This is a genomic window from Nocardia sp. NBC_00508, from assembly GCF_036346875.1.
Classification (GTDB): Bacteria; Actinomycetota; Actinomycetes; order Mycobacteriales; family Mycobacteriaceae; genus Nocardia.
Genome location: NZ_CP107852.1, coordinates 4,266,528 through 4,285,669, shown reverse-complemented (window position 1 = coordinate 4,285,669; position 19,142 = coordinate 4,266,528). Strand labels below are relative to the sequence as shown.

At 67.1% G+C, this 19,142-nt stretch carries 12 protein-coding genes and 4 tRNA genes; 8 read left to right on the top strand and 8 right to left on the bottom strand.

Going from position 1 to position 19,142, the window contains the following annotated elements; translation table 11 throughout:
- Nucleotides 1-492 precede the first annotated feature (492 nt).
- Nucleotides 493-963 carry a carboxymuconolactone decarboxylase family protein gene (locus tag OHA40_RS19075; protein WP_330228268.1) on the bottom strand — a complete coding sequence of 157 codons (471 nt, stop codon included), beginning with the start codon at nt 961-963 and terminating at the stop codon, nt 493-495.
- A gap of 124 nt (nt 964-1,087) precedes the next feature.
- Entirely contained in the window at nt 1,088-1,966 is an 879-nt protein-coding gene (locus tag OHA40_RS19070; RefSeq protein ID WP_330228267.1) for an oxidoreductase, read from the bottom strand.
- Nucleotides 1,967-2,224: 258 nt separating this feature from the next.
- On the opposite strand from OHA40_RS19070, the gene OHA40_RS19065 reads away from it, so the two are divergent.
- On the top strand, nt 2,225-3,844 hold the full coding sequence (locus OHA40_RS19065) for a (2,3-dihydroxybenzoyl)adenylate synthase (protein WP_330228266.1): 1,620 nt from the start codon (nt 2,225-2,227) through the stop codon (nt 3,842-3,844).
- Between the two features lie 64 nt (nt 3,845-3,908).
- Here OHA40_RS19065 and OHA40_RS19060 read toward each other — a convergent pair whose 3' ends face one another.
- Nucleotides 3,909-5,219: a salicylate synthase gene (locus OHA40_RS19060; protein ID WP_330228265.1), complete on the bottom strand. Its 1,311-nt coding sequence runs from the start codon at nt 5,217-5,219 to the stop codon at nt 3,909-3,911.
- A gap of 301 nt (nt 5,220-5,520) precedes the next feature.
- Between OHA40_RS19060 and OHA40_RS19055 the strand changes: the two genes are divergently transcribed.
- Nucleotides 5,521-7,989: a glycerol-3-phosphate 1-O-acyltransferase gene (locus OHA40_RS19055; RefSeq protein WP_330228264.1), complete on the top strand. Its 2,469-nt coding sequence runs from the start codon at nt 5,521-5,523 to the stop codon at nt 7,987-7,989.
- A gap of 40 nt (nt 7,990-8,029) precedes the next feature.
- Nucleotides 8,030-9,445 (top strand): HAD-IB family hydrolase, encoded by a 1,416-nt coding sequence (locus OHA40_RS19050; protein ID WP_330228263.1) that lies wholly within the window; start codon nt 8,030-8,032, stop codon nt 9,443-9,445.
- A 31-nt stretch (nt 9,446-9,476) separates the two neighbouring features.
- Here the strand turns inward: OHA40_RS19050 and OHA40_RS19045 are convergent, their stop codons facing one another.
- The 5 genes from OHA40_RS19045 to OHA40_RS19025 form a co-directional block, all read right to left on the bottom strand.
- Nucleotides 9,477-10,178, bottom strand: coding sequence for a polyprenol monophosphomannose synthase (locus tag OHA40_RS19045; protein ID WP_330234269.1), 702 nt, complete (start codon nt 10,176-10,178; stop codon nt 9,477-9,479).
- 1,425 nt (nt 10,179-11,603) lie between these two features.
- Nucleotides 11,604-11,677: transfer RNA gene (locus OHA40_RS19040), tRNA-Phe, on the bottom strand.
- Between the two features lie 58 nt (nt 11,678-11,735).
- Nucleotides 11,736-11,809: transfer RNA gene (locus OHA40_RS19035), tRNA-Asp, on the bottom strand.
- 29 nt (nt 11,810-11,838) lie between these two features.
- Nucleotides 11,839-11,911: transfer RNA gene (locus OHA40_RS19030), tRNA-Glu, on the bottom strand.
- Nucleotides 11,912-12,005: 94 nt separating this feature from the next.
- Entirely contained in the window at nt 12,006-12,671 is a 666-nt protein-coding gene (locus OHA40_RS19025) for a TetR family transcriptional regulator (protein WP_330228262.1), read from the bottom strand.
- 262 nt (nt 12,672-12,933) lie between these two features.
- On the opposite strand from OHA40_RS19025, the gene OHA40_RS19020 reads away from it, so the two are divergent.
- The 5 genes from OHA40_RS19020 to OHA40_RS19000 all read left to right on the top strand — a co-directional run bounded on the left by OHA40_RS19020 (nt 12,934) and on the right by OHA40_RS19000 (nt 19,109).
- Complete coding sequence (locus tag OHA40_RS19020) at nt 12,934-13,311, top strand: hypothetical protein (protein ID WP_330228261.1); 378 nt, start codon at nt 12,934-12,936, stop codon at nt 13,309-13,311.
- Nucleotides 13,312-13,524: 213 nt separating this feature from the next.
- Nucleotides 13,525-13,597 (top strand) — tRNA-Lys (locus tag OHA40_RS19015).
- A gap of 757 nt (nt 13,598-14,354) precedes the next feature.
- Nucleotides 14,355-15,326, top strand: a complete 972-nt coding sequence (locus OHA40_RS19010) for an acyl-ACP desaturase (RefSeq protein WP_330228260.1) — start codon at nt 14,355-14,357, stop codon at nt 15,324-15,326.
- A gap of 154 nt (nt 15,327-15,480) precedes the next feature.
- A complete protein-coding gene (gene dusB, locus OHA40_RS19005; RefSeq protein ID WP_330234268.1) occupies nt 15,481-16,623 on the top strand; it encodes a tRNA dihydrouridine synthase DusB in 1,143 nt (380 codons plus the stop codon).
- Between the two features lie 161 nt (nt 16,624-16,784).
- Nucleotides 16,785-19,109 carry an LCP family protein gene (locus OHA40_RS19000; RefSeq protein ID WP_330228259.1) on the top strand — a complete coding sequence of 775 codons (2,325 nt, stop codon included), beginning with the start codon at nt 16,785-16,787 and terminating at the stop codon, nt 19,107-19,109.
- The last annotated feature ends 33 nt before the right edge of the window (nt 19,110-19,142 follow it).

The following is a 19,142-nucleotide window of genomic DNA, read 5'->3' as shown; positions in this document are numbered from 1 at the left end:
GCCTGCGGCGCTGCGTGTTCGCGGCCCCTTTGTGGCTCGCGTCCGAGCGACCGCCGCTGGCGACTTCGTCGCGGACGCGTCGGCCGCTCGGACGCGAGCCGGGCCGCGAACAGGCAATGCTCGGTCTCGCTTCGCTCGAAAACGGGAGTCGGGCCCCAGTGGTCACGCAATGCGGAAACCACAGCACCTATGCTCGCCGACACCCGTGTGGGCCAGTGGCCGCCGCTGGCGACTCCGTCGCGGACGCGTCGGCCGCTCGGACGCGAGCCAGGCCGCGAACGGGGAAAGCTCGGTCTCGCTGCGCTCGAAAACGGGAGTGGGGACGATCTGGTCGCGTTGCGCCATCACCGCAACACCCGGTGTCTGCCGCTGAGGTTTTATGTGCAGCTGCTACCGCTTGTGGTCCAGCCAGGAAACCCTGAATCCGCACTTTTCAGCACGGCCGGAGTGCGATTCTGGTGAGCGCCGTTCGCGGCAGCTCGAAGATCGTTCTCACCCCCACTGGCCGGGGACATAGTCGCCCGCCGGGGTGCGGGCGATGACGTTCATCCGGTTCCAGGCGTTGATCATGGCGATGGCGGCGATGAGGGCGGCGATCTGGTCGTCGTCGTAGTGCTTGCGCACCTCCTGCCACACCCCGTCGCTGACGGCGCGGCCGTCGCCGATGCGGGTGGCCTCTTCGGTGAGCGCCAGCGCGGCGCGCTCGGCCTCGGTGAAAACGGTGGCCTCGTGCCAGGCGGCGATCAGGTTGAGCCGCACCGAGGTCTCACCGGCGTGCGCGGCGTCCTTGGTGTGCATGTCGGTGCAGTAGCCGCAGCCGTTGATCTGGCTGGCGCGGATCTTCACCAGCTCGTAGGTGGCGGCGGGCAGGGTGGAGTCGTTGATCACCTTGGAGGCCATGGTGAGTCGTTTGACGAAGCTGCCTGCGACCGGGCTGGCGAAGAGGTCGATGCGCTGTTCCATGCTGTCCGTCCTTTGTTCGTTCCGTTGGGTTCACAAAGACGACGGCACGGTGCGCCGGAGTGTGACGGCGCGTTGCGTGATCTGTATCACACCGCCGAGACAGCCGGACGAAGGCGGCGATCGACTACTTCGTGAAGTCGTAGGTGACGCCGGTCAGCTTCTCCGACAGCTCCCACAACTCCCCCGCAACCTTCTCGTCCCTGGACGCCTTCGACGAGCTGGACGGCCCAGGGGATCCGCGCATGCCACCGAACCCGGTCGGGCCGTAGTAGCCGCCCGGCTCGACGTCCGCTGTCGCGGCGTACAGCGTCGGCAGCGCGCCCATCGCGGCGCTCTGCGCCAGCAACCGGTTGCCCAGCGCCATCATTTTGTCCTGGATCGACTCGGTATGCGATTGCAGCTCGGTCGCCGCATAGCCAGGGTGCGCGGCCACCGAGATCTTCTGCGCACCCGCCGCGGTCAACCTGCGCTGCAGTTCCCTGGCGAACATCAGATTGGCCAGCTTGGCCTGCGCATAAGCGGGCCAGCGCTGATATTTGCGCCGCTCCCAGTTGAGATCATCCAGGTCGATCGTGCCCATCTGGTGCGCACCGCTGGAAAGGGTGACGATCCGGTCGGCGATCTTGTCCAGCAGCAGCCCGGTGAGCGCGAAGTGTCCGAGATGGTTGGTACCGATCTGCCGTTCGAATCCGTCGGTGGTGCGCCCCTCCGGGAGCGCCATCACACCCGCGTTGTTGATCAGCACGTCGGCCCGGTCGATGCCCTCGGCGAACTCGCGCACCGAGGCCAGATCGGCCAAGTCCAGCTTGCGCACCTGGGCTCGCTCCCCGAGCTCAGCGGCAACCTGCTCCCCTTTGGCCATGTTCCGGCAGGCCAGCACCACCTCGGCCCCCGCACCGGCCAGCGCACGCACCGTCTCGGCCCCCAAGCCGCTGTTGGCCCCGGTCACGATGAACGTCCGACCGCTCTGGTCGGCGAGATTCGAGGTGTCCCACCTGGTCATGGCGCCAAGTCTAGTCCGCGCCCGCGTCCGGCGACGGGTTCGACACCGGCTGCGCGCCACTACGTCTGGGCGAGAATTTCCTCGTCCGACATCGCCGTGGCCTCGAGGTAGAGCGACGCTACGTCACCACGGCGTCGGTATCGAGCACGACGGCGGCGAGCTTGTTCGAGACTGTTCGAGGAAGAGCCTATCGCATTGAGATAGGGTTGCCTAACCTATCTAAAGCAACCTCGGCTCGACTTTTCTGTGAGGCAGACCGTGACTTCGATACCGACCGCGTCCGCAACGCATCGCGACGGCTATGTCCCTTTTCCCGCACACACGGCCGCGGAGTATCGAGCCGCCGGGTACTGGACCGGCCGGCCCCTCGGTGATCTGCTCCGCGCGACAACGCGCAGGCATCCGCTGCGTCCGGCGCTACTCGATGCCAAAGGCGCGCAGACCTACGCCGACGTCGACGCCGCGGCGGACCGGATGGCCCACGGGTTGCTCGCCCTCGGCATCGCGCCCGGCGACCGGGTCGTGGTCCAGTTGCCGAACGTGCCCGAGTTCCTGACCGTGTTGTTCGGGCTGTTGCGCGCCGGAATCATCCCGGTATTGAGCCTGCCCGCACACCGGCGCGCCGAGATCGAACACTTGGCCCGGCTCTCCGACGCGGTCGGCTACATTGTCGCCGACCGCATCGGCGATTTCGACTATCGCGACCTGGCCACGACGGTGCGGGCCGCGGTGCCCTCGCTGCGCCACATCCTGGTGCTCGGCGACCCTGGGCCGTTCACCGACCTCGCCTCGATCCCGCGCGAGGGCGAGGCACTGCCCGAGATCGATCCGAGTGATATCGCCCTGATGCTGGTCTCCGGCGGCACCACCGGACTGCCGAAACTGATCGCGCGCACCCACGACGACTACGTCTACAACGCGACCGCAAGCGCCGAAGTGTGCCAGCTGACCGAAAACGACGTGTACCTCGCGACCCTTCCCGCCGCCCACAACTTTCCGCTGGCCTGCCCCGGCATTCTCGGCACTGTCGGCGTCGGCGGCGCGGTCGCCTTCGTCGGCGATCCGAGCCCGGAGAACGCGTTCGCCGCGATCGAGCGGCATGGCGTCACGGTCACGGCGGTGGTGCCGCCGCTGGCCCAGCTCTGGTGCGCCGCCACGGAATGGGAGGCGGCCGACCTGACCTCGCTGCGCCTATTGCAGGTGGGCGGCGCCCGGCTGGCCGAGGTCAACGCGAAGGAGGTGACTCCAGCGCTGGCAGCGACCCTGCAACAGGTGTTCGGGATGGCCGAAGGGCTGCTCAACTACACCCGGCTCGACGATCCGGTGGAGTTGCTGCACACCACGCAGGGCAGGCCGCTGTCACCCGCCGACGAGATCCATGTGGTGGACGCTGACGGCAACGATGTCGCGCCCGGCGACGAGGGCGAGTTGCTGACCAGGGGGCCGTACACGATCCGCGGCTACTACCGCGCACCCGAGCACAACGCGCGCGCGTTCACCCCGGACGGCTTCTACCGCAGCGGCGATCTGGTGCGCCGTCTGCCCAGCGGTCATCTCGTGGTCTCCGGCCGGATCAAGGATGTGATCAACCGCGGCGGCGAGAACATCTCCTGCGACGAACTCGAGGAGCACCTGCTCGCCCACCCGGCAGTCCGGCATGCCGCGGCCGTGGGACTGCCCGACCCCGCGATGGGCGAAAAGGTCTGCGCCGTCCTCGTCGTCGACGGCGAAATGCCGACCCTGGCCGAGATCAAGACCTTCCTCGCCGCCCGCGGGTTGGCCACCTACAAGCTGCCGGACGTGCTGCGCCGCAGCGACAGGCTGCCGATCACCGCGGTCGGGAAGATCGACAAGAAGGCGCTGCGCGCCCAGGGGTGAGCAGCACGTGTGCGAAAACCGACGGGCAGCGCAGCATCGGTGCGCTGCCCGTTCGCTTCGTCGCTCAGGCCTTGACCACGTACGGCGCGACGCTGCCCAGCTTCTCGCAGGTCTCCTCGAACTCCCGCTCCGGCCGAGACTGCCCGACGATCCCGGCGCCCGCCCGCAGCCAGGCCCCCTCGGTGTTCTGGTACACCGCGCGCAGCACGAGGGTGGCCTCCATCGCGCCGGTCGGCGAAACCGTAAGCACCGCACCGGAATACAGCCCGCGCGGGTCGTGATCGAGCCGGAACACCGAGGCGACACCCTCGCGCTTGGGAATGCCGGAGGCGGTCACCGAGGGGAACAGCATTTCCAGCGCGTCCCAGCTGGACCGATCGGCGGCCAGCCGCCCGCGCACGGTGGACGCCAGGTGCTGCACGCTGCCGCGCTCACGAACCGTCATGAAATCCGACACCGCGGGCGTGCCGGGATCGGCCACCGCCGCGATCTCCGCGAACGAGGTCTGCACCGAGATCGCATGCTCCACGATCTCTTTCGGATCCGTGACCAGATCCGCTCGTGCGGCCGAGTCGGCCGCCGCGCCGCGACCGAAAGCGCGGGTCCCCGCCAGCGGCTCGGTGGTCACCACGCGATGCTCGTCCACCGATGCGACCAGCTCGGGACTGAAGCCCGCCGCTTCCAAGCCGCCGAGCCGCAGCAGGAACGACCGCGCCGGAGTGTTGTGCGCGCGCCCGAGCCGATAGGTGGCCGGAACGTCGACCGCGAACGGCAGATCGACCTTCCTGGACAGGATGACTTTCTGGTATCGCCCGGCCTGGATCTCGCCTACCGCCTCGGCCACCCGATCCCGGTAGCCGGTCGGGTCGATGCGGATGTCCGCGGGATGGGCCCGCGGGAGTTCGGTGCTCTGCGACTGCGCGATCAGATCGTGGATGTCACCGGTCTCGGCAGGTGTCGCGCCGGACACCCGGACACCGAATTCGCCGACGCGTACCTCGATGCGCGGAATCATCAGGTGTGCCAGCGCGGTACGCGGGTCGACGTGCTCGGTCGCGTCGAGCGCCCACGCGCAGAACTCGAAACCGATCCAGCCATAGGCGTTTCGCCCTTCGAGGGGCAGCGTGCCCAGCGCGCGATCGATCACCCCGGCCGGATTTCCCACCCAGCTGCTGATCGTCGTCTGTCCTTCCCACGTGACCCGCAGCTCCCGCACATCCAGTTCGACACTGCCGACCGGATCGGCGGCGAACACCCATTCCCCCGGACGCTCGTACATCACATACTCGCCGAACCGATCCGACCCTGCCAGCTGAGACATCGCTGCCGCCGGATCGGTCACATACTCAACCCGCAGGCGTTCCGTGGTCGACAACGATCCTCCAAAGGTTACCCTGACCTAACTTGTGCAGGTAAGGTTAGCATTACCTGCATAGCTACGCCGGTAACGGAATCCGTGCCATCGCGGCGCCACCGCCCGGGCAATCCGGCGAATGCTCAGGCCCCGCGATCGGTTGTGCTCGCCGGGAATGGGGAGACCCGAGACTGCCGGTCCACGGACAATGCTCGGACCATGCGCACCGCCCGAACCGAACTCGCCGCCCCGACTGCCTGCGGGGAATCGACCCGGCGGGATTGAATAGTGGAGAGCGTCACCTGCGGAGGGAAGAACATCGATGATCGATCACCGCGGCGATTCACCCGCGACCGCCCGAGCCGGGACCACACCGCAGTCGGTGGTGGCCCTGATCGACGCCGCATCGGGGGTGGAACGCGAACTCGTCGGCACGTGGCTGGCCGACGGCGGGATCAGCGCGGAGTTCGGCACCGAAGCCCCGGTCACCCAGCTGGACCTGGACGCGGGCGCCGTCGCCGCCCAACTGGTCAGCAGGCGCGACGATCCGCTGGTGGTGCCGATCCGTGTGCTGTGGCTGCCACCGGAACGCGACGGCGTGCGCCGCGTCACCTTCGCCGATCTGGCTCTGCTGACCAATCCGCGCAAGCCCAACCGGTTGGCGCAGCGCAGACTGCTCGCCAAGTCGCCGGACCGGCACGTCGTGCTGACCGGCGCGCCCGCGCGGCTCAGCGAGCTGCGGGCGAACAACCCGGAGGCCGCCGGGCTGTTCGACAAGGGCACCGCCGAGCCGTTCGCACGCGCCATCGTGCGCGCGGCGGTGGTGGCGCTCGAACGTGCCGAACGCACCATCATCGGCGACCGGTACAAGGTGCCCCGGCTGGTCGCCGAGGAAATCCTCGATTCCCCCGACTTCCTGCGCAGGCTGGAGCTGATCGCCGACCAGATCGGGGCGAGCCCGCACGAGGTGTACCGGCGCGCGGAGAAGTCACTCAACGAACTCGTCGCCGCGCAGAGCAGGCTGGTCTCCGATCTGTTCACCCAGGCCATGCGGCCGATACACGCGTCGACCTGGAACGTGGACCCCGATGAGTCCGGTCTTTCCGCGCTGCGCGATCTCAACCGTCGCTTCCCGCTGGTTTTCCTGCCCTCGCACCGCTCGTACGTCGACGCGTTCGTGCTCGGGGACGTACTGGCCCGCAACGACTTTCCGCCGAACCATGTCATCGGCGGCGCAAATCTGAGTTTCTGGCCGATCGGGCCGATCGCCCGGCGCACCGGAGCGGTGTTCATCCGGCGTAGTTTCGGCGACGACGAGGTGTACAAGGCCGTCGTCGAGGAGTACTTCGCCTACCTGCTGGCCAAGCGCTTCAACCTGGAGTGGTACTTCGAGGGCGGCCGCACCCGCACCGGCAAGCTGCGCCCACCCCGTTACGGTTTGCTGAACTACCTTGCCGCGGCGGTGCGTTCGAATCGCATCGACGATGTCATGCTGGTTCCGGTCTCCATCACTTACGAACGGCTCAACGAACTCGGCGCCATCGCCACCGAGCAGGTCGGCGGCACGAAGAAGCCCGAGGGGCTGGCCTGGCTCGCGCGCTACATCCGCAACCAGCAGCATTCCGCGGGACACGTATACGTGCGGTTCGGCGAGCCGCTGTCGGCCCGTGACCGGCTCGCCGCGCACGGAGATCCGCTCACCGCCCCGCCGCTGACCATCCCGCTGCACCAGACCGAGCCGATCCCGCCAAGCCGCACCGAGGCGGGCACCGTGGACGACAACGAACCGCCGGAGATCGCCGAGCTGGAACGAAAGGCCGTGCAGCGGCTGGCGTTCGATGTCGCGGTCGGGATCAACGCTGTCACGCCGATCACGGTCAACGCGCTGGTCACCCTGGCGCTGCTGGGCGTGGACGGGCGCGCCCTCACCCTCGGCGAGGTGCGCACCGTGCTCGCGCCGGTGCTCGGCTACATCGACAAGCGCGGGCTGCCCGGCGGCGAACTCGATGCCCTGCGCGACGAACCGGGCCTGGCTGTCGTGCTGGAACAGCTCTCGCTGGCCAAAGTCGTCACGGTATATCGCGGTGGGCTGGAACCGGTGTATTCGATCGAGTCGGGGGCGCACCTGGAGGCCGCGTTCTACCGCAACAGCGCCGTGCACTGGTTCGTCAACCGCGCCATCCTCGAGCTGTCCATCCTCGCCGGCGTCGACTGCGGTGACGCCGACGCACTGAAATCCGGCTGGGACGAGGCGTTCCGGCTGCGTGACCTGCTCAAGTTCGAGTTCTTCTTCCCCGAGCGCAGTGAGTTCGCCGACCAGATGGTCGCGGAGATGCTCCTGGTGGACCCGGACTGGTACAACCACACCCGCCGCGACACCAGGAGCTCGGACATCCTGGGGAAACTCACCGCCTCCGGATTCATGATGGCCCACCGCGTGCTGCGCTCCTTCTTCGATGCTCAACTCGTGGTGGCGGAACGGCTGGCCGCCCGAGACCCGGGCGACGAGATCGACCGCAAGGAGATCAGCGCCGAATGCGTGGCCGTCGGCAAGCAGATGATGCTGCAGCAGCGGTTGCACAGCCCGGAGTCGGTCTCCACCGAGTTGTTCACCAGCGCATTGAAGCTCGCCGACAACTACGACCTCTTGGTGACGGTCTCCGACGGCTCGCCCGAGCAGCGCGCGGAATTGACCCAGCGCAGAATGGAATTCGCCGAACGCCTGCGCGCCATCGGCGCCCGTATCGCGCAGGCCGTCGCGCTGGACCCGTCCAACATGGAAACGCGGTGATCGATCGTCCCCCGGAATGCCGCGATACACAGGAGGTTCGATGACCGACGCGCGCGCTGACCTCGACGCCGCGGTCGCCGCCGTCCGCTCCGGGCCGCAGGGCCCCACTGTCGCCGCGGTCTTCGACTTCGGCGGCACTGTCGTGGACGGGGCGTGGCGACGGCGTCTGCCGCGCCGCCGCAAGCTCGCGGACGTGCTGCTGCGCGGCATTCGCAACGGCATGACCGACGGCGAGTACGACCAGTTCCTCCAGCAGCTACCCGAAGCGCTGGGCGGGCGATCGGAACAGGAGCTGGACGAGCTGGGCAGACAGCTGTTCCGACGCACCATCTACGGGCACCTGTTTCCGGAAGCGTGGCAGCTGATCCGGACCCACCGGGCCGCCGGGCACACGGTCGTGCTGGTCAGCTCGCTGACCAGGTTCCAGGTGCTGCCCGCGGCGACACAACTGGGCATAGCGCACGTCCGCTACACGCCGATGGCCACCAGCGGCGGTGGGCTGACCGGCTACCCCGACGGAAAGACGCTGTGGCGCAACGGCAAGGCCGAGGCGATCACCGAGTTCGCCGCCGCACATGACGTGGACCTCGAACGCAGCTACGCCTACGCCGACGCGATCGCCGACCTACCCATGCTGTCGCTGGTCGGTCATCCAGTGGCGGTGAATCCCGATGACGCACTGGCCGAGATCGCCGACCGGCAGCACTGGGGAAAGCTGACATTCCGGCCACGCCGCACGCCGCGCACGAGCGATTACGCCCGCACCGCGGCGGGCTTCGCCGGACTACTCGGCGGCGCGCTCTTCGGTGTGGCGTCGAAGGCACCGACCAAGGACCGCCAGCAGATGGCCGACGCGCTGATGGCGCACGCGGCGCGCAATACGCTGCGCATCGCCGGGGTGCACGTCCGGGTCACCGGCGCCGAGCGCGCGAAAGCTCCACGGCCCGCGGTCTTCCTGTTCAACCACCAGAGCCAGTTCGACATCATCATCGTGCCGGAAGTGCTCGGCGGCGGCGTGACCGGCATCGGCAAGAAGGAACTCACCAAGAACCCGGTGTTCGGGCCGCTCATGCGCTTCGCAGGGGTGACCTTCATCGATCGCTCGAACACCGCGCAGGCGAAGGCGGCGCTGCGACCGGTAGTGGAGACCTTGCGCAGCGGACTGTCGATCGCGGTATCTCCCGAGGGAACTCGCTCCTACACCCCCGAGGTCGGTGCGTTCAAGAAGGGCGCGTTCCACATCGCGATCCAAGCCGGGGTGCCGGTGATCCCGATCGTGATTCGCAACGCGGGCGAGATCTGCTGGCGCAATGCGATGGTCGCCCGGCGCGGAACCGTGGACGTGGCGATTCTCGACCCCATCGACGTCAGTGCATGGAACCCCGACGACATGGACGAGAACGTAGAGCGCGTGCGACAGCTGTTCATCGATACGCTCCTGGACTGGCCCGAGTGATCAGCCAAAAGTGTCGTGGCTCACGAAGGCATTAGAGCGTCCGGCCGAACAGCAGCTTCCACGGCATCAGCGCCGACTCGAGCTGCACTTTGAGGCTCATCTTGGAGGCGCCGAGCGTTCGCTCCTCGAACCGGATCGGAACCTCGGCGATCGCCGTCCCCCGCTTGATCGTGCGGTAGTTCATCTCGACCTGGAAGGAGTACCCGTTGCTGCGGATCGAGCCGACATCGATGGCGCGCAGGGTGTCGGCCTTCCATGCCTTGAAGCCCGCGGTGGCGTCCTTGACGCCCAAGCGCAGAATCAGGTTGACGTAGAAGTTCGCCCAGGCCGATAGCGCCTTGCGATACCACTTCCACTCGGCGGCGGTCGAGCCGCCGGGGACGTACCGGGAACCGAGCACCACGCCCACGTCGGTGGTCGTCAGCTTCTCCAGCATCGCCGGGATGACTTCGGCAGGATGTGAGAGGTCGGCGTCCATCTGGATCACCACGTCCGCGCCCTCGTCCAGCGCGCGTGTGATGCCCGCGACGTATGCGCGCCCGAGCCCGTCCTTCTCGGTCCGATGCAGCACGCCGACCACGTTCGGCAGTTCGGCGGCCAGCTTGTCCGCCACCTCGCCGGTGCCGTCCGGCGAGCTGTCGTCCACCACGAGCACATGCAGGTCGGGCACGGGCAGTGCCGTCAGCCGCTCCACCGCAACCGGCAGATTCTCCCGCTCGTTGTAGGTCGGCACAACAACGGTAACCCTCAAGGGTCGCCCTCCCTGCTGATCCTGGTTTCCGCTCGCAGGCCACGCCAGGACCACCGAGCATTCGTCGAGTTCTGGAGAACCGTACTCGATACCCCGGACCGCGGGCCGAGCGGCCGCACCCGGCGCGACGCCGTTCGACCCTCCGACCTGCACCTCAAGATCAACTTCTGGGCGGCGGGGAACACCTCACGCAGCCGTGCCGTCCGGCCGCAAGCGACATCGAGCGTACCCGATTCAGGGCTGCGGTCGACTCGGCGACATCACGTGAAGTGCATTACCGCGCAAAGCAATTCACTACACCGTCGCACCTCAGTCCCCCTCGCGCCAGGCTCGGTCCCGCGCATCCTCACGCTCATTACGGGCATGCGCGATTTCCAGCGCCCGCTCCGCTGTCGCCCGGTCCGGATAAGGCCCCATTCGATCGCGGAACCAGCACTGCCGTCCTTGTTCCGCTCGTTGGTGCTTCAAGCAGTAATACCAGCGTTCAGCCATACCTCCAGCATCCCACCGAACACGACACCCCATCCGCATTTCGAGTTCGCCCATCCATAGCGGTGAGCAGGGTATGCCCGTAATTCGCGGGAGATCTACCGCCGACAGACTTGGGCAATGGATGAGCGAGCCGCATACAAGAACCGCACCCGAAGACGACGAGGAGAATGCGCCCCGAAGTAGCCACATATGGAGAGAATGCGGACGACCTTTCGATAGATGCATCGCGCTCCGATCGTGCGCCCGATAGCGAGGGCAAGAATCGCCCAGGCGACACAATACGAGCGCGCAATAGGCGACGATGATCAGCGATATGGATCGCCACCCCCAATCACCGCAAGTAACCAGGTGACGTCGCAATGCCGTTCCCCGTTTCCGCTCCCGTTCCCGGTCATCCGAATGCCAACTAGCGCGATCACCACCACACCGATAGCGAGCACGCCCCCAGACCGCACCGGCGGGATGATCTCGAACTCGACCAGGTCGCTGAGAAAGCCGATCCCGAGGACGGCAGATCCCCAAGACGGTTGTGACGGCGAGAACGCCCCCAAGCAAGCTCAGCCCGCCATCCAGCGACGAGCGAGCATTCGATCGCAGACGACGCCCGCGATGACTCCGATGAACAGCACGCGACCGAATCGAGAAAGGCGAACCCGCAAGCGCGAGGAGAAGGGGCGACATGGCGGCGCCAGCCTATCCACGGTGCGCTGGACGAGCGCGAACCCAGTCAGTAGTGCCCTACGGCGCCGCGCGATTCGCCACCCCCGAACCGCACCGACCCACCAAACGCAACCACAAACATGGGGGTCCGGGGGCGAAGCCCTCCGGGCGGGGCGTGGGGGTTGCACCCCCACAAGACATGACGAAGCGAAAAGGCTCATGCTCTTTATGAGCATGAGCCAGCGATGAGCAGAGTGGCCAGGGCCGGGATCGAACCGGCGACCTTCCGCTTTTCAGGCGGACGCTCGTACCAACTGAGCTACCTGGCCGCAGGCACCCGTAGTGAATGCCATACGCTGAACGCCGGATTGATCCGGCGCATATCTGCGACCCTGACGGGACTCGAACCCGCGACCTCCGCCGTGACAGGGCGGCGCGCTAACCAACTGCGCCACAGGGCCATGCTCTGCTACCAACGATCCGCAGATCGTACCCCCTACGGGATTCGAACCCGCGCTACCGCCTTGAAAGGGCGGCGTCCTAGGCCGCTAGACGAAGGGGGCTCGTCCCGGATTTCTCCGGACCGGCTTTCAACGGCTGTCCGTTGGGAGCTGGGATAGCTTATGACAGACCGGACTCGAATCCCAAACCGGCTGGTCAGAGCCCCAAACCCAGCTCCTCCAGACGAGCCTGGGCACGCCAGCCGTCGCTGCGGAACTTCTGCAGCCAATCCAGCGTGGCCATGGCCTCGACCACCACCTCGAGCGCCTCCTCGAAACGCGAGCGCAGATCGACCTGACCGCCGATCAGGTCCACCATGTATCGCTGACCGGCGAGCGCCGCCGCGAGCGTGCGGGTGAACCGGTCGGGGTCGGCGTCGGCGCGCAGCTGTCCGTGGTCGATGGCGCGCACGGTGAGCACCCTGGTCGTGCGGCCGAGGATGCGTCCGCCGCCCGCTCGCACGTCGCGGTAGAAATCCGGCTCGATGATCAGGCGGTACTCGGCTTGCACGATGATGTCGTGCTCCAGCCGCAACGCGATCTCGTCGACCATCCCGTGCAGGATGTCCAGCGGGCTGAGATCCGTTCGCGCGAGCCACCGCTCGGCGGAGGTGCGATAGCGCTCCACCGCGGTCTCCAGCACCGCGCGCGCGAGGTCTTCCTTGGAATCGAAATGGAAGTACATGGCGCCCTTGGTGGCACGCGACCCTTCCAGTATGCGGTTGAGCGATGCAGCGGCATAGCCGCTCTTCCCGAACTCAACGGCGGCGGACCTGATAATCGCCGCCCGTGTCCGGCGGGCCCGCTCTTGCTGCCGTGCCATGCTCGAAACGCCTCCGAAGCCTACTCGCCGCCAAGCAGCCACCCCCAAAGGAACGGACCCTTGGCGCGAATTCATGAGTTTTATCAATACTGCAAACCGGGTTTTCGCCCGGTTTCAAACCTTTGGTACGAAAACTCGCGGAAAACCTGAACCACACCGGCTGGTATAGTTTTCCTGCCCGGGTGCGCCGCAGGGGGTGCGCATCCGGGCATTTCTTCGTCTCGGATCTGCCTCCTCCTGCGGCATCCAGTTCCGCCGAGTCGTGGCCGACCGAACCGACCGCGACGCCTTCGGACACAGCAACGACAAGCTGAATTCCGCAGCACCGACACAGTCGGCGAATCTTTCGGAATTCACCAAGGCGTCACCGTACCCGGAAACCCGATGCGACACGCGGCAAACCGAAGAGTCAGATGGCCATCCGATTCCGCTTTCTGTTGCAGCAAATATTCCGCAACCGAACCTCGGCGTCCGGCGGCTGCACGAATTCGCCAGCGGCCCAGCGATGTTCACCCGCGCCGACCGGCAGGCCGAACGACCGATCGGCGCGCACGACGCACCGGCCAACCCGGTCCGCGAGCCCCGCCCGGCCCGGGCCGTTCACCCCCTGAAAATCCAAAGACATTGTCAGCCAACATGATTGGATGATATCCAGATCCGGCTAAGATGAACAAAGCTGGGTGCCAAATGTTTTACCGGCTGCATCGTCACGTGCGCGCGCCGCGTTACCCGCGCCGCCGCGTCGTGCAACGCACCCGCTCACCACGCCGACCCGACCCTTCACCGCACCCCGCCGACACGAACTCCCCCGATTGGGGCAACGGCACGCGATCGCACTACACTGTTCCTCCGCGCCCCTATAGCTCAGTTGGTAGAGCTACGGACTTTTAATCCGCAGGTCGTAGGTTCGAGCCCTACTGGGGGCACACCCGTCGGGCGCCTGGATCCTCCGGGCGCCCGATCTGGTTTTCCAGGAGTCCTGCACTACCCCACACGCATGGGACGCACCGCGTCCACTCCAGCGCTTTGCCACTGTGCGGCGCAGGCCCATGCCGCTTCCTCTCACAAGCCGTGCCGACGAGCCCCTTTCGGCGATGCTCGTTCGATTCCGACGGCTCGGATCGTGGGTGGCGACCACGGTCTACCCGCGCTGCAAGCGCGTCGAAGCGGACATCAAGGGGACCTTCACCCGAACGGCGGCGCTGAACGACACGCCGCTACCGCACCCTGGCATCGAGTATTCACGACGGTGGCGACCGGTCCGATTGTGAGGAAAGGCACAACCGGAGCCAGTTCACCAGCGTCGGCACCCGTGACCTCATCTGTGGCGGCTCGGTGCACGCCGATACGGGCAACGCGCTCGGCGGTCCGGCAGACGCGCTCGAACGCGTTCCCGGGTCCTCGGCGGCCAGTATTTGCCATTTCCAGCGGACTGTGCGATTGCACACGCGGGCTAACGCTCCGCGCCCCGCGCCGATAGTCCCCTCAGTGCGGGCTGAACCCATACACTCGTGTGGATCACTGAACGGCTGAGACGGCGTATGAGGTGGATCACCAGGGCATCGATCGTCCAACGGAAGCGTTTCGCATCACACCTACGGTGCCGTAAGGTATGGCCGCATCAGTAGCGGTCTACCTTGGGATGACCAGCACGACCGGACGCACACACTGAAGGGTTCATACATGGCAAGGGATCTGACTCAACTCGAGCTTCTGACGGAGTTGGAGCCGGTTGCCGAAGAAAACGTCAACCGGCACCTTTCTCTGGCAAAGGAATGGCATCCGCACGACTACGTCCCGTGGGACGACGGCCGCAATTTCGCCGCACTCGGTGGCATCGATTGGGATCCGGAGCAGTCCGGTCTCAATGAGGTCGCGAAGGCAGCCATGATCACGAACCTGCTCACCGAGGACAACCTGCCCTCCTACCACCGGGAGATCGCCGAGAACTTCTCTCAGGACGGCGCTTGGGGCACCTGGGTGGGCCGCTGGACCGCCGAGGAGAACCGCCACGGCATCGTCATGCGCGACTACCTGGTCGTCACCCGCGGCGTCGATCCGGTCGCCCTCGAGGAAGCTCGGATGGTCCACATGACCAACGGCTTCGCCTCTCCCGCCGAAGCCGACGCCGGATTCCTGCACTCCGTCGCGTACGTCACCTTCCAGGAGCTGGCCACCCGGGTCAGCCACCGCAACACCGGCAAGGTCTGTGACGACCCGATCGCCGACCGCATGCTGCAGCGCGTCGCCGCCGACGAGAACCTGCACATGATCTTCTACCGCAATATGTGCGGCGCGGCCCTCGACCTGGCTCCCGACCAGGCCATCGAGGCCATCGCCCTGATCCTGGAGAACTTCCAGATGCCCGGCGCGGGCATGCCCAACTTCCGCCGCAACGGCGTGCTGATGGCCAAGCACGGCATCTACGACCTGCGCCAGCACCTGGAAGAGGTCGTCCAGCCGGTGCTGAAGAAGTGGAACATCTTCGAGCGCAGCGACTTCACCGCGCGTGGCGAGGCGGTCCGCGAGCGCCTCGGCCTGTTCCTGGACAAGCTGGCCAAGGACGTCATCAAGTTCGAGGAGCAGCGCGACCGCATGCTCGCCCGCGAAGCCGCCAAGCGCGAGCGCAAGATGGCGGGCAGCACGGTCGGCTGATCGCACACCGACCCCACTGCGCCGCCGTCCGGGAACCGGACGGCGGTGCTTTTCGGACGTTGGTGACCGTCCGGCTCGTAACAGTCGACTTTCCGAGCGGACGACCCGCACCGGCCGAGTTACGTGCGGAAATGAGACACTGGTCGGCGTGACGATGACTACCGAGGCGAAGGCCGCGCTGCGGATCGGGCCGTATCCGGTCGATCCGCCGGTCGTGCTCGCGCCGATGGCGGGCATCACGAATCTCGCGTTTCGCAAGTTGTGCCGGGAATTCGGCAGCCCGACCTCGATCTACGTGTGCGAGATGATCACCGCGCGCGCAGTGGTGGAGCGCAACGAGAAGACGTTGCACATGATGTCCTTCGACGCCGACGAATATCCCCGTTCGATTCAGCTCTACGGCGTGGACCCGGCCACGCTCGGCGAAGCGGTGCGGATCATCGTCGGCGAAGGCTGGGCCGACCACATCGACCTCAACCTCGGCTGCCCGGTGCCCAAGGTCACCCGACTCGGTGGCGGCGCCGCGCTGCCGTACAAGCGCACGCTCTTTCGCCGCATCGTGCGCGCGATGGTGAGCGCCGCCGAACCAGCGGGAGTTCCGGTGACCGTGAAGTTCCGCATCGGCATCGACGACGAACACCTCACCTATCTGGACGCGGGACGCATCGCGGAAGCCGAAGGCGCGCGGGCGGTCGCCCTGCACGCGCGCACGGCCGCGCAGCGCTACTCCGGACAGGCCGACTGGACTGCGATCGCCCGGCTGAAGGAGGCCGTCACCTCGATCCCGGTGCTGGGCAACGGCGACATCTTTTCCGCCGACGATGCCGTTCGCATGATGGACGAGACCGGCTGCGACGGCGTGGTGGTCGGCCGCGGCTGCCTGGGCCGCCCCTGGCTGTTCGCCGAACTGCAGGCCGCGCTGCGTGGCGAGCCGCTGCCCGTGGCCCCCGATCTGGGCCGGGTCGGCGCCGTGCTGCACCGGCACGGCGCGCTGCTGTCGGAACACCTCGGCGAGGACAAGGCCATGCGCGACCTGCGCAAGCACATGGCCTGGTACCTGATGGGATTCCCGGTCGGCGCCGACCTGCGCCGCGCGTTCGCGACCGTGGCCAGCCTCACCCAACTGGAAGACCTTGTCGGACAGCTGGACCCGACCGCGCCGTTCCCCAAGGACGCCGAAGGCCCACGCGGGCGCCAAGGTTCCCCAGGAAAGGTCGCACTGCCGCACGGCTGGCTCGACGACCCCGATGATCCAGCGGTGCCGCAAGCCGCCGATGTGATGCACAGCGGCGGATGATCGGGCAATCCCGCAGCGAACCACAGTGACAAACACCGCTATGACCTCGCTGGTTTCACGCTCGGGTGGCTCGCCGTGGCGGAATCGTTATCATTGCGGAATCGGTGCTGCCGATCGAGTACGGCTGAGGCGGAAAGCAAGACGAAAAGCGAGGTTCGTTGGTGGGTGACGATCGGCACGGGCGTTCGCCACGGCCCGGAGGTCGTGCCCCGTGGGAGCGGTATCCCGAGGAGGACTACCCCGAAAGAGACGCCGCACGGACGCCCCGGCGGGCGCGCCACACCGACGCCGCCCCCGACCAGGGTTCCGCGCCGCTCACGGTCCAGGACCTCGTCCAGCGGGTCGACAACGAGCGTGCCGGGCGAGGGGGCCGCCGCGCCACCGCGCCACCGGACGGGGGCGCGCCGAACCGAGGTCGTCGCGCGGAATCCGATCCAGTAGATGCCGGCCCCCCACCGGGCCGGGGCCGCCGTGCCGAACCGGCACCACCGGACGCGGGCCCCATCCCGGGACGGGGTCGCCGTGGCGAGCCCATGCCGCCCGCAGGTCCCGCATCGCCGCCCGCAGGTCCGGCAGGGAGGCCCCCGGGTCCGGCAGCGAGGCCGGGGCGCCCCGCAGAGCCCACACGCCGCCCACCGGACGCCGCCAATGGCCGCGGCGCCGCGGCAGGCCCGCGGCGCGCGCCCGACGCTCCCGCACCACGACAGACCGGCAATTCCCCGGTCGTCCAGGACATCGCGGGCGAACGCGCTGCCCCGGCCTCGCGTTCGGCGGGCCGTCACCCCGCCGAGCGCTCCGCGCCTCCCGTCCGCCCGGAGCCGGAACAGGCCGAAGAAGTCACCGACGTTCTTCCCCCGCTCACCGAGCCGACCCGCGCGAAGCGCAAGGGCGCGGGCTGGCCGACCAAGGAAGGCAAAGCCCAGCCCAAGTCGGTGGGCACACCCGCGCAATCCCGTCTGGAGGCCGCCCGCGAGCGCAGGAACAAGCGCCTGCGGACCATCGGCCGAGTCGCGATGGCGGTGGTCGCCGTCCTGGTTCTGTTGACCACCGGCGGCGGCTGGAGCTACATGCGGTCGACCACGGACAGCTTCACCCAGGTCTCCGCCCTCGACGAGAACTCACAGGACATCGTCGATTCCAATGCCCAGCTCGGCGACGAGAATTACCTGCTCGTCGGTACCGACACGCGCGCAGGCGCCAACGGCAAGCTCGGCGCAGGCACACTGGACGACGCCGAGGGCTCCCGCGCCGACACCACCATGCTCGTCCACATCCCGAAGAACCGAAGTCGGGTCGTCGTAGTCTCTTTCCCGCGCGACCTGGACGTGACCAGGCCGCAGTGCACCGGGTGGGACAATGAGAAAAGCAGAAGCACCGACGAGAAGTACCCGTCTGCCATAGGCGACAAGCTCAACGCCATCTACAATCTCGGCGGCCCGCCGTGCCTCGTCTCCACGATCCAGCGTCTCACCGGCGCGTCGATCAATCACTTCATCGGCATCGACTTCGCCGGCTTCGAGACAATGGTCAATAGGATCGATGGCGTCGAGGTCTGCGCGACCAAACCGCTCGTCGACGATGTACTCGGCACCATCCTCGAGAAGCCGGGTAAGCAGCGCATCAACGGCGAGACCGCACTGAACTATGTGCGGGCCAGGCACGTCTACGGCGAGGAACGCAGCGACTACGACCGGATCAACCGGCAGCAACGCTTCCTCGCTTCGCTGCTGCGCGGTGCACTGGCGAGCAAGGTGCTCTTCGATCTGGGCAAACTGAACGGTTTCATCAAAGAGTTCACCGATCACACCTTGGTCGACGAAAAGACCAGGCCCGAGGATCTGCTGATGCTGGGCCGCTCGCTGCAGAAGATCGATGCGGGCACGGTTACCTTCATCACCGTCCCGACCGCGGGCACCACCTCTTACGGCAACGAGATCCCCCGCGAATCCGACATCAAGGCGATCTTCAAGGCGATCCGCGACGATCAGCCGCTGCCGGGAGAGAAGCCGACCGTCCCGAAGGACATACCCGCTCCTACCCCGGCCACGCCGACACCGACGAAATACACGGCGGTGGATCCCTCCACCGTCTCGTTGCTGGTGTCCAACGGCTCCGGACACGAGGGTCTGGCGCGCACGGCCGCCACCAAGCTCGGCAACCAGGGCTTCACGATCTACAACACCGGTAATTACGCCAACGGCAACTCCGCGACGACGAAGGTCCGCTACGCCGCAGGCCTGGAAGCCGAGGCCGCCACGGTGGCCACCGCGATCCCCGGCGCGACCATCGAGGCCGCCGACGATCTCGGCGGCATCGTCGAGGTCGTCATTGGAGCGGACTCGACGAACGGCGTCACCGTGAAGGCACCGACGCCGGTCGGTGACACGATCACCAACGTTGCGACCAGCACCTCGAAGGATTCGACGCCGACCGTACTGCCCTCGGACCTGGAACACGTCAACGCGGCCGAAGAGATCTGCAAGTAGCAGCTGGCCCCTTAGAGCCATCCGGCATGCTGG

Coding starts and splice junctions, on each gene's coding strand:
- OHA40_RS19025 (WP_330228262.1), bottom strand. CDS start 12,671: ATGGCACGGCAGCAAGAGCGGGCCCGCCGGACACGGGCGGCGATTATC.
- OHA40_RS19055 (WP_330228264.1), top strand. CDS start 5,521: ATGATCGATCACCGCGGCGATTCACCCGCGACCGCCCGAGCCGGGACC.
- OHA40_RS19050 (WP_330228263.1), top strand. CDS start 8,030: ATGACCGACGCGCGCGCTGACCTCGACGCCGCGGTCGCCGCCGTCCGC.
- dusB (WP_330234268.1), top strand. CDS start 15,481: ATGACTACCGAGGCGAAGGCCGCGCTGCGGATCGGGCCGTATCCGGTC.
- OHA40_RS19010 (WP_330228260.1), top strand. CDS start 14,355: ATGGCAAGGGATCTGACTCAACTCGAGCTTCTGACGGAGTTGGAGCCG.
- OHA40_RS19070 (WP_330228267.1), bottom strand. CDS start 1,966: ATGACCAGGTGGGACACCTCGAATCTCGCCGACCAGAGCGGTCGGACG.
- OHA40_RS19075 (WP_330228268.1), bottom strand. CDS start 963: ATGGAACAGCGCATCGACCTCTTCGCCAGCCCGGTCGCAGGCAGCTTC.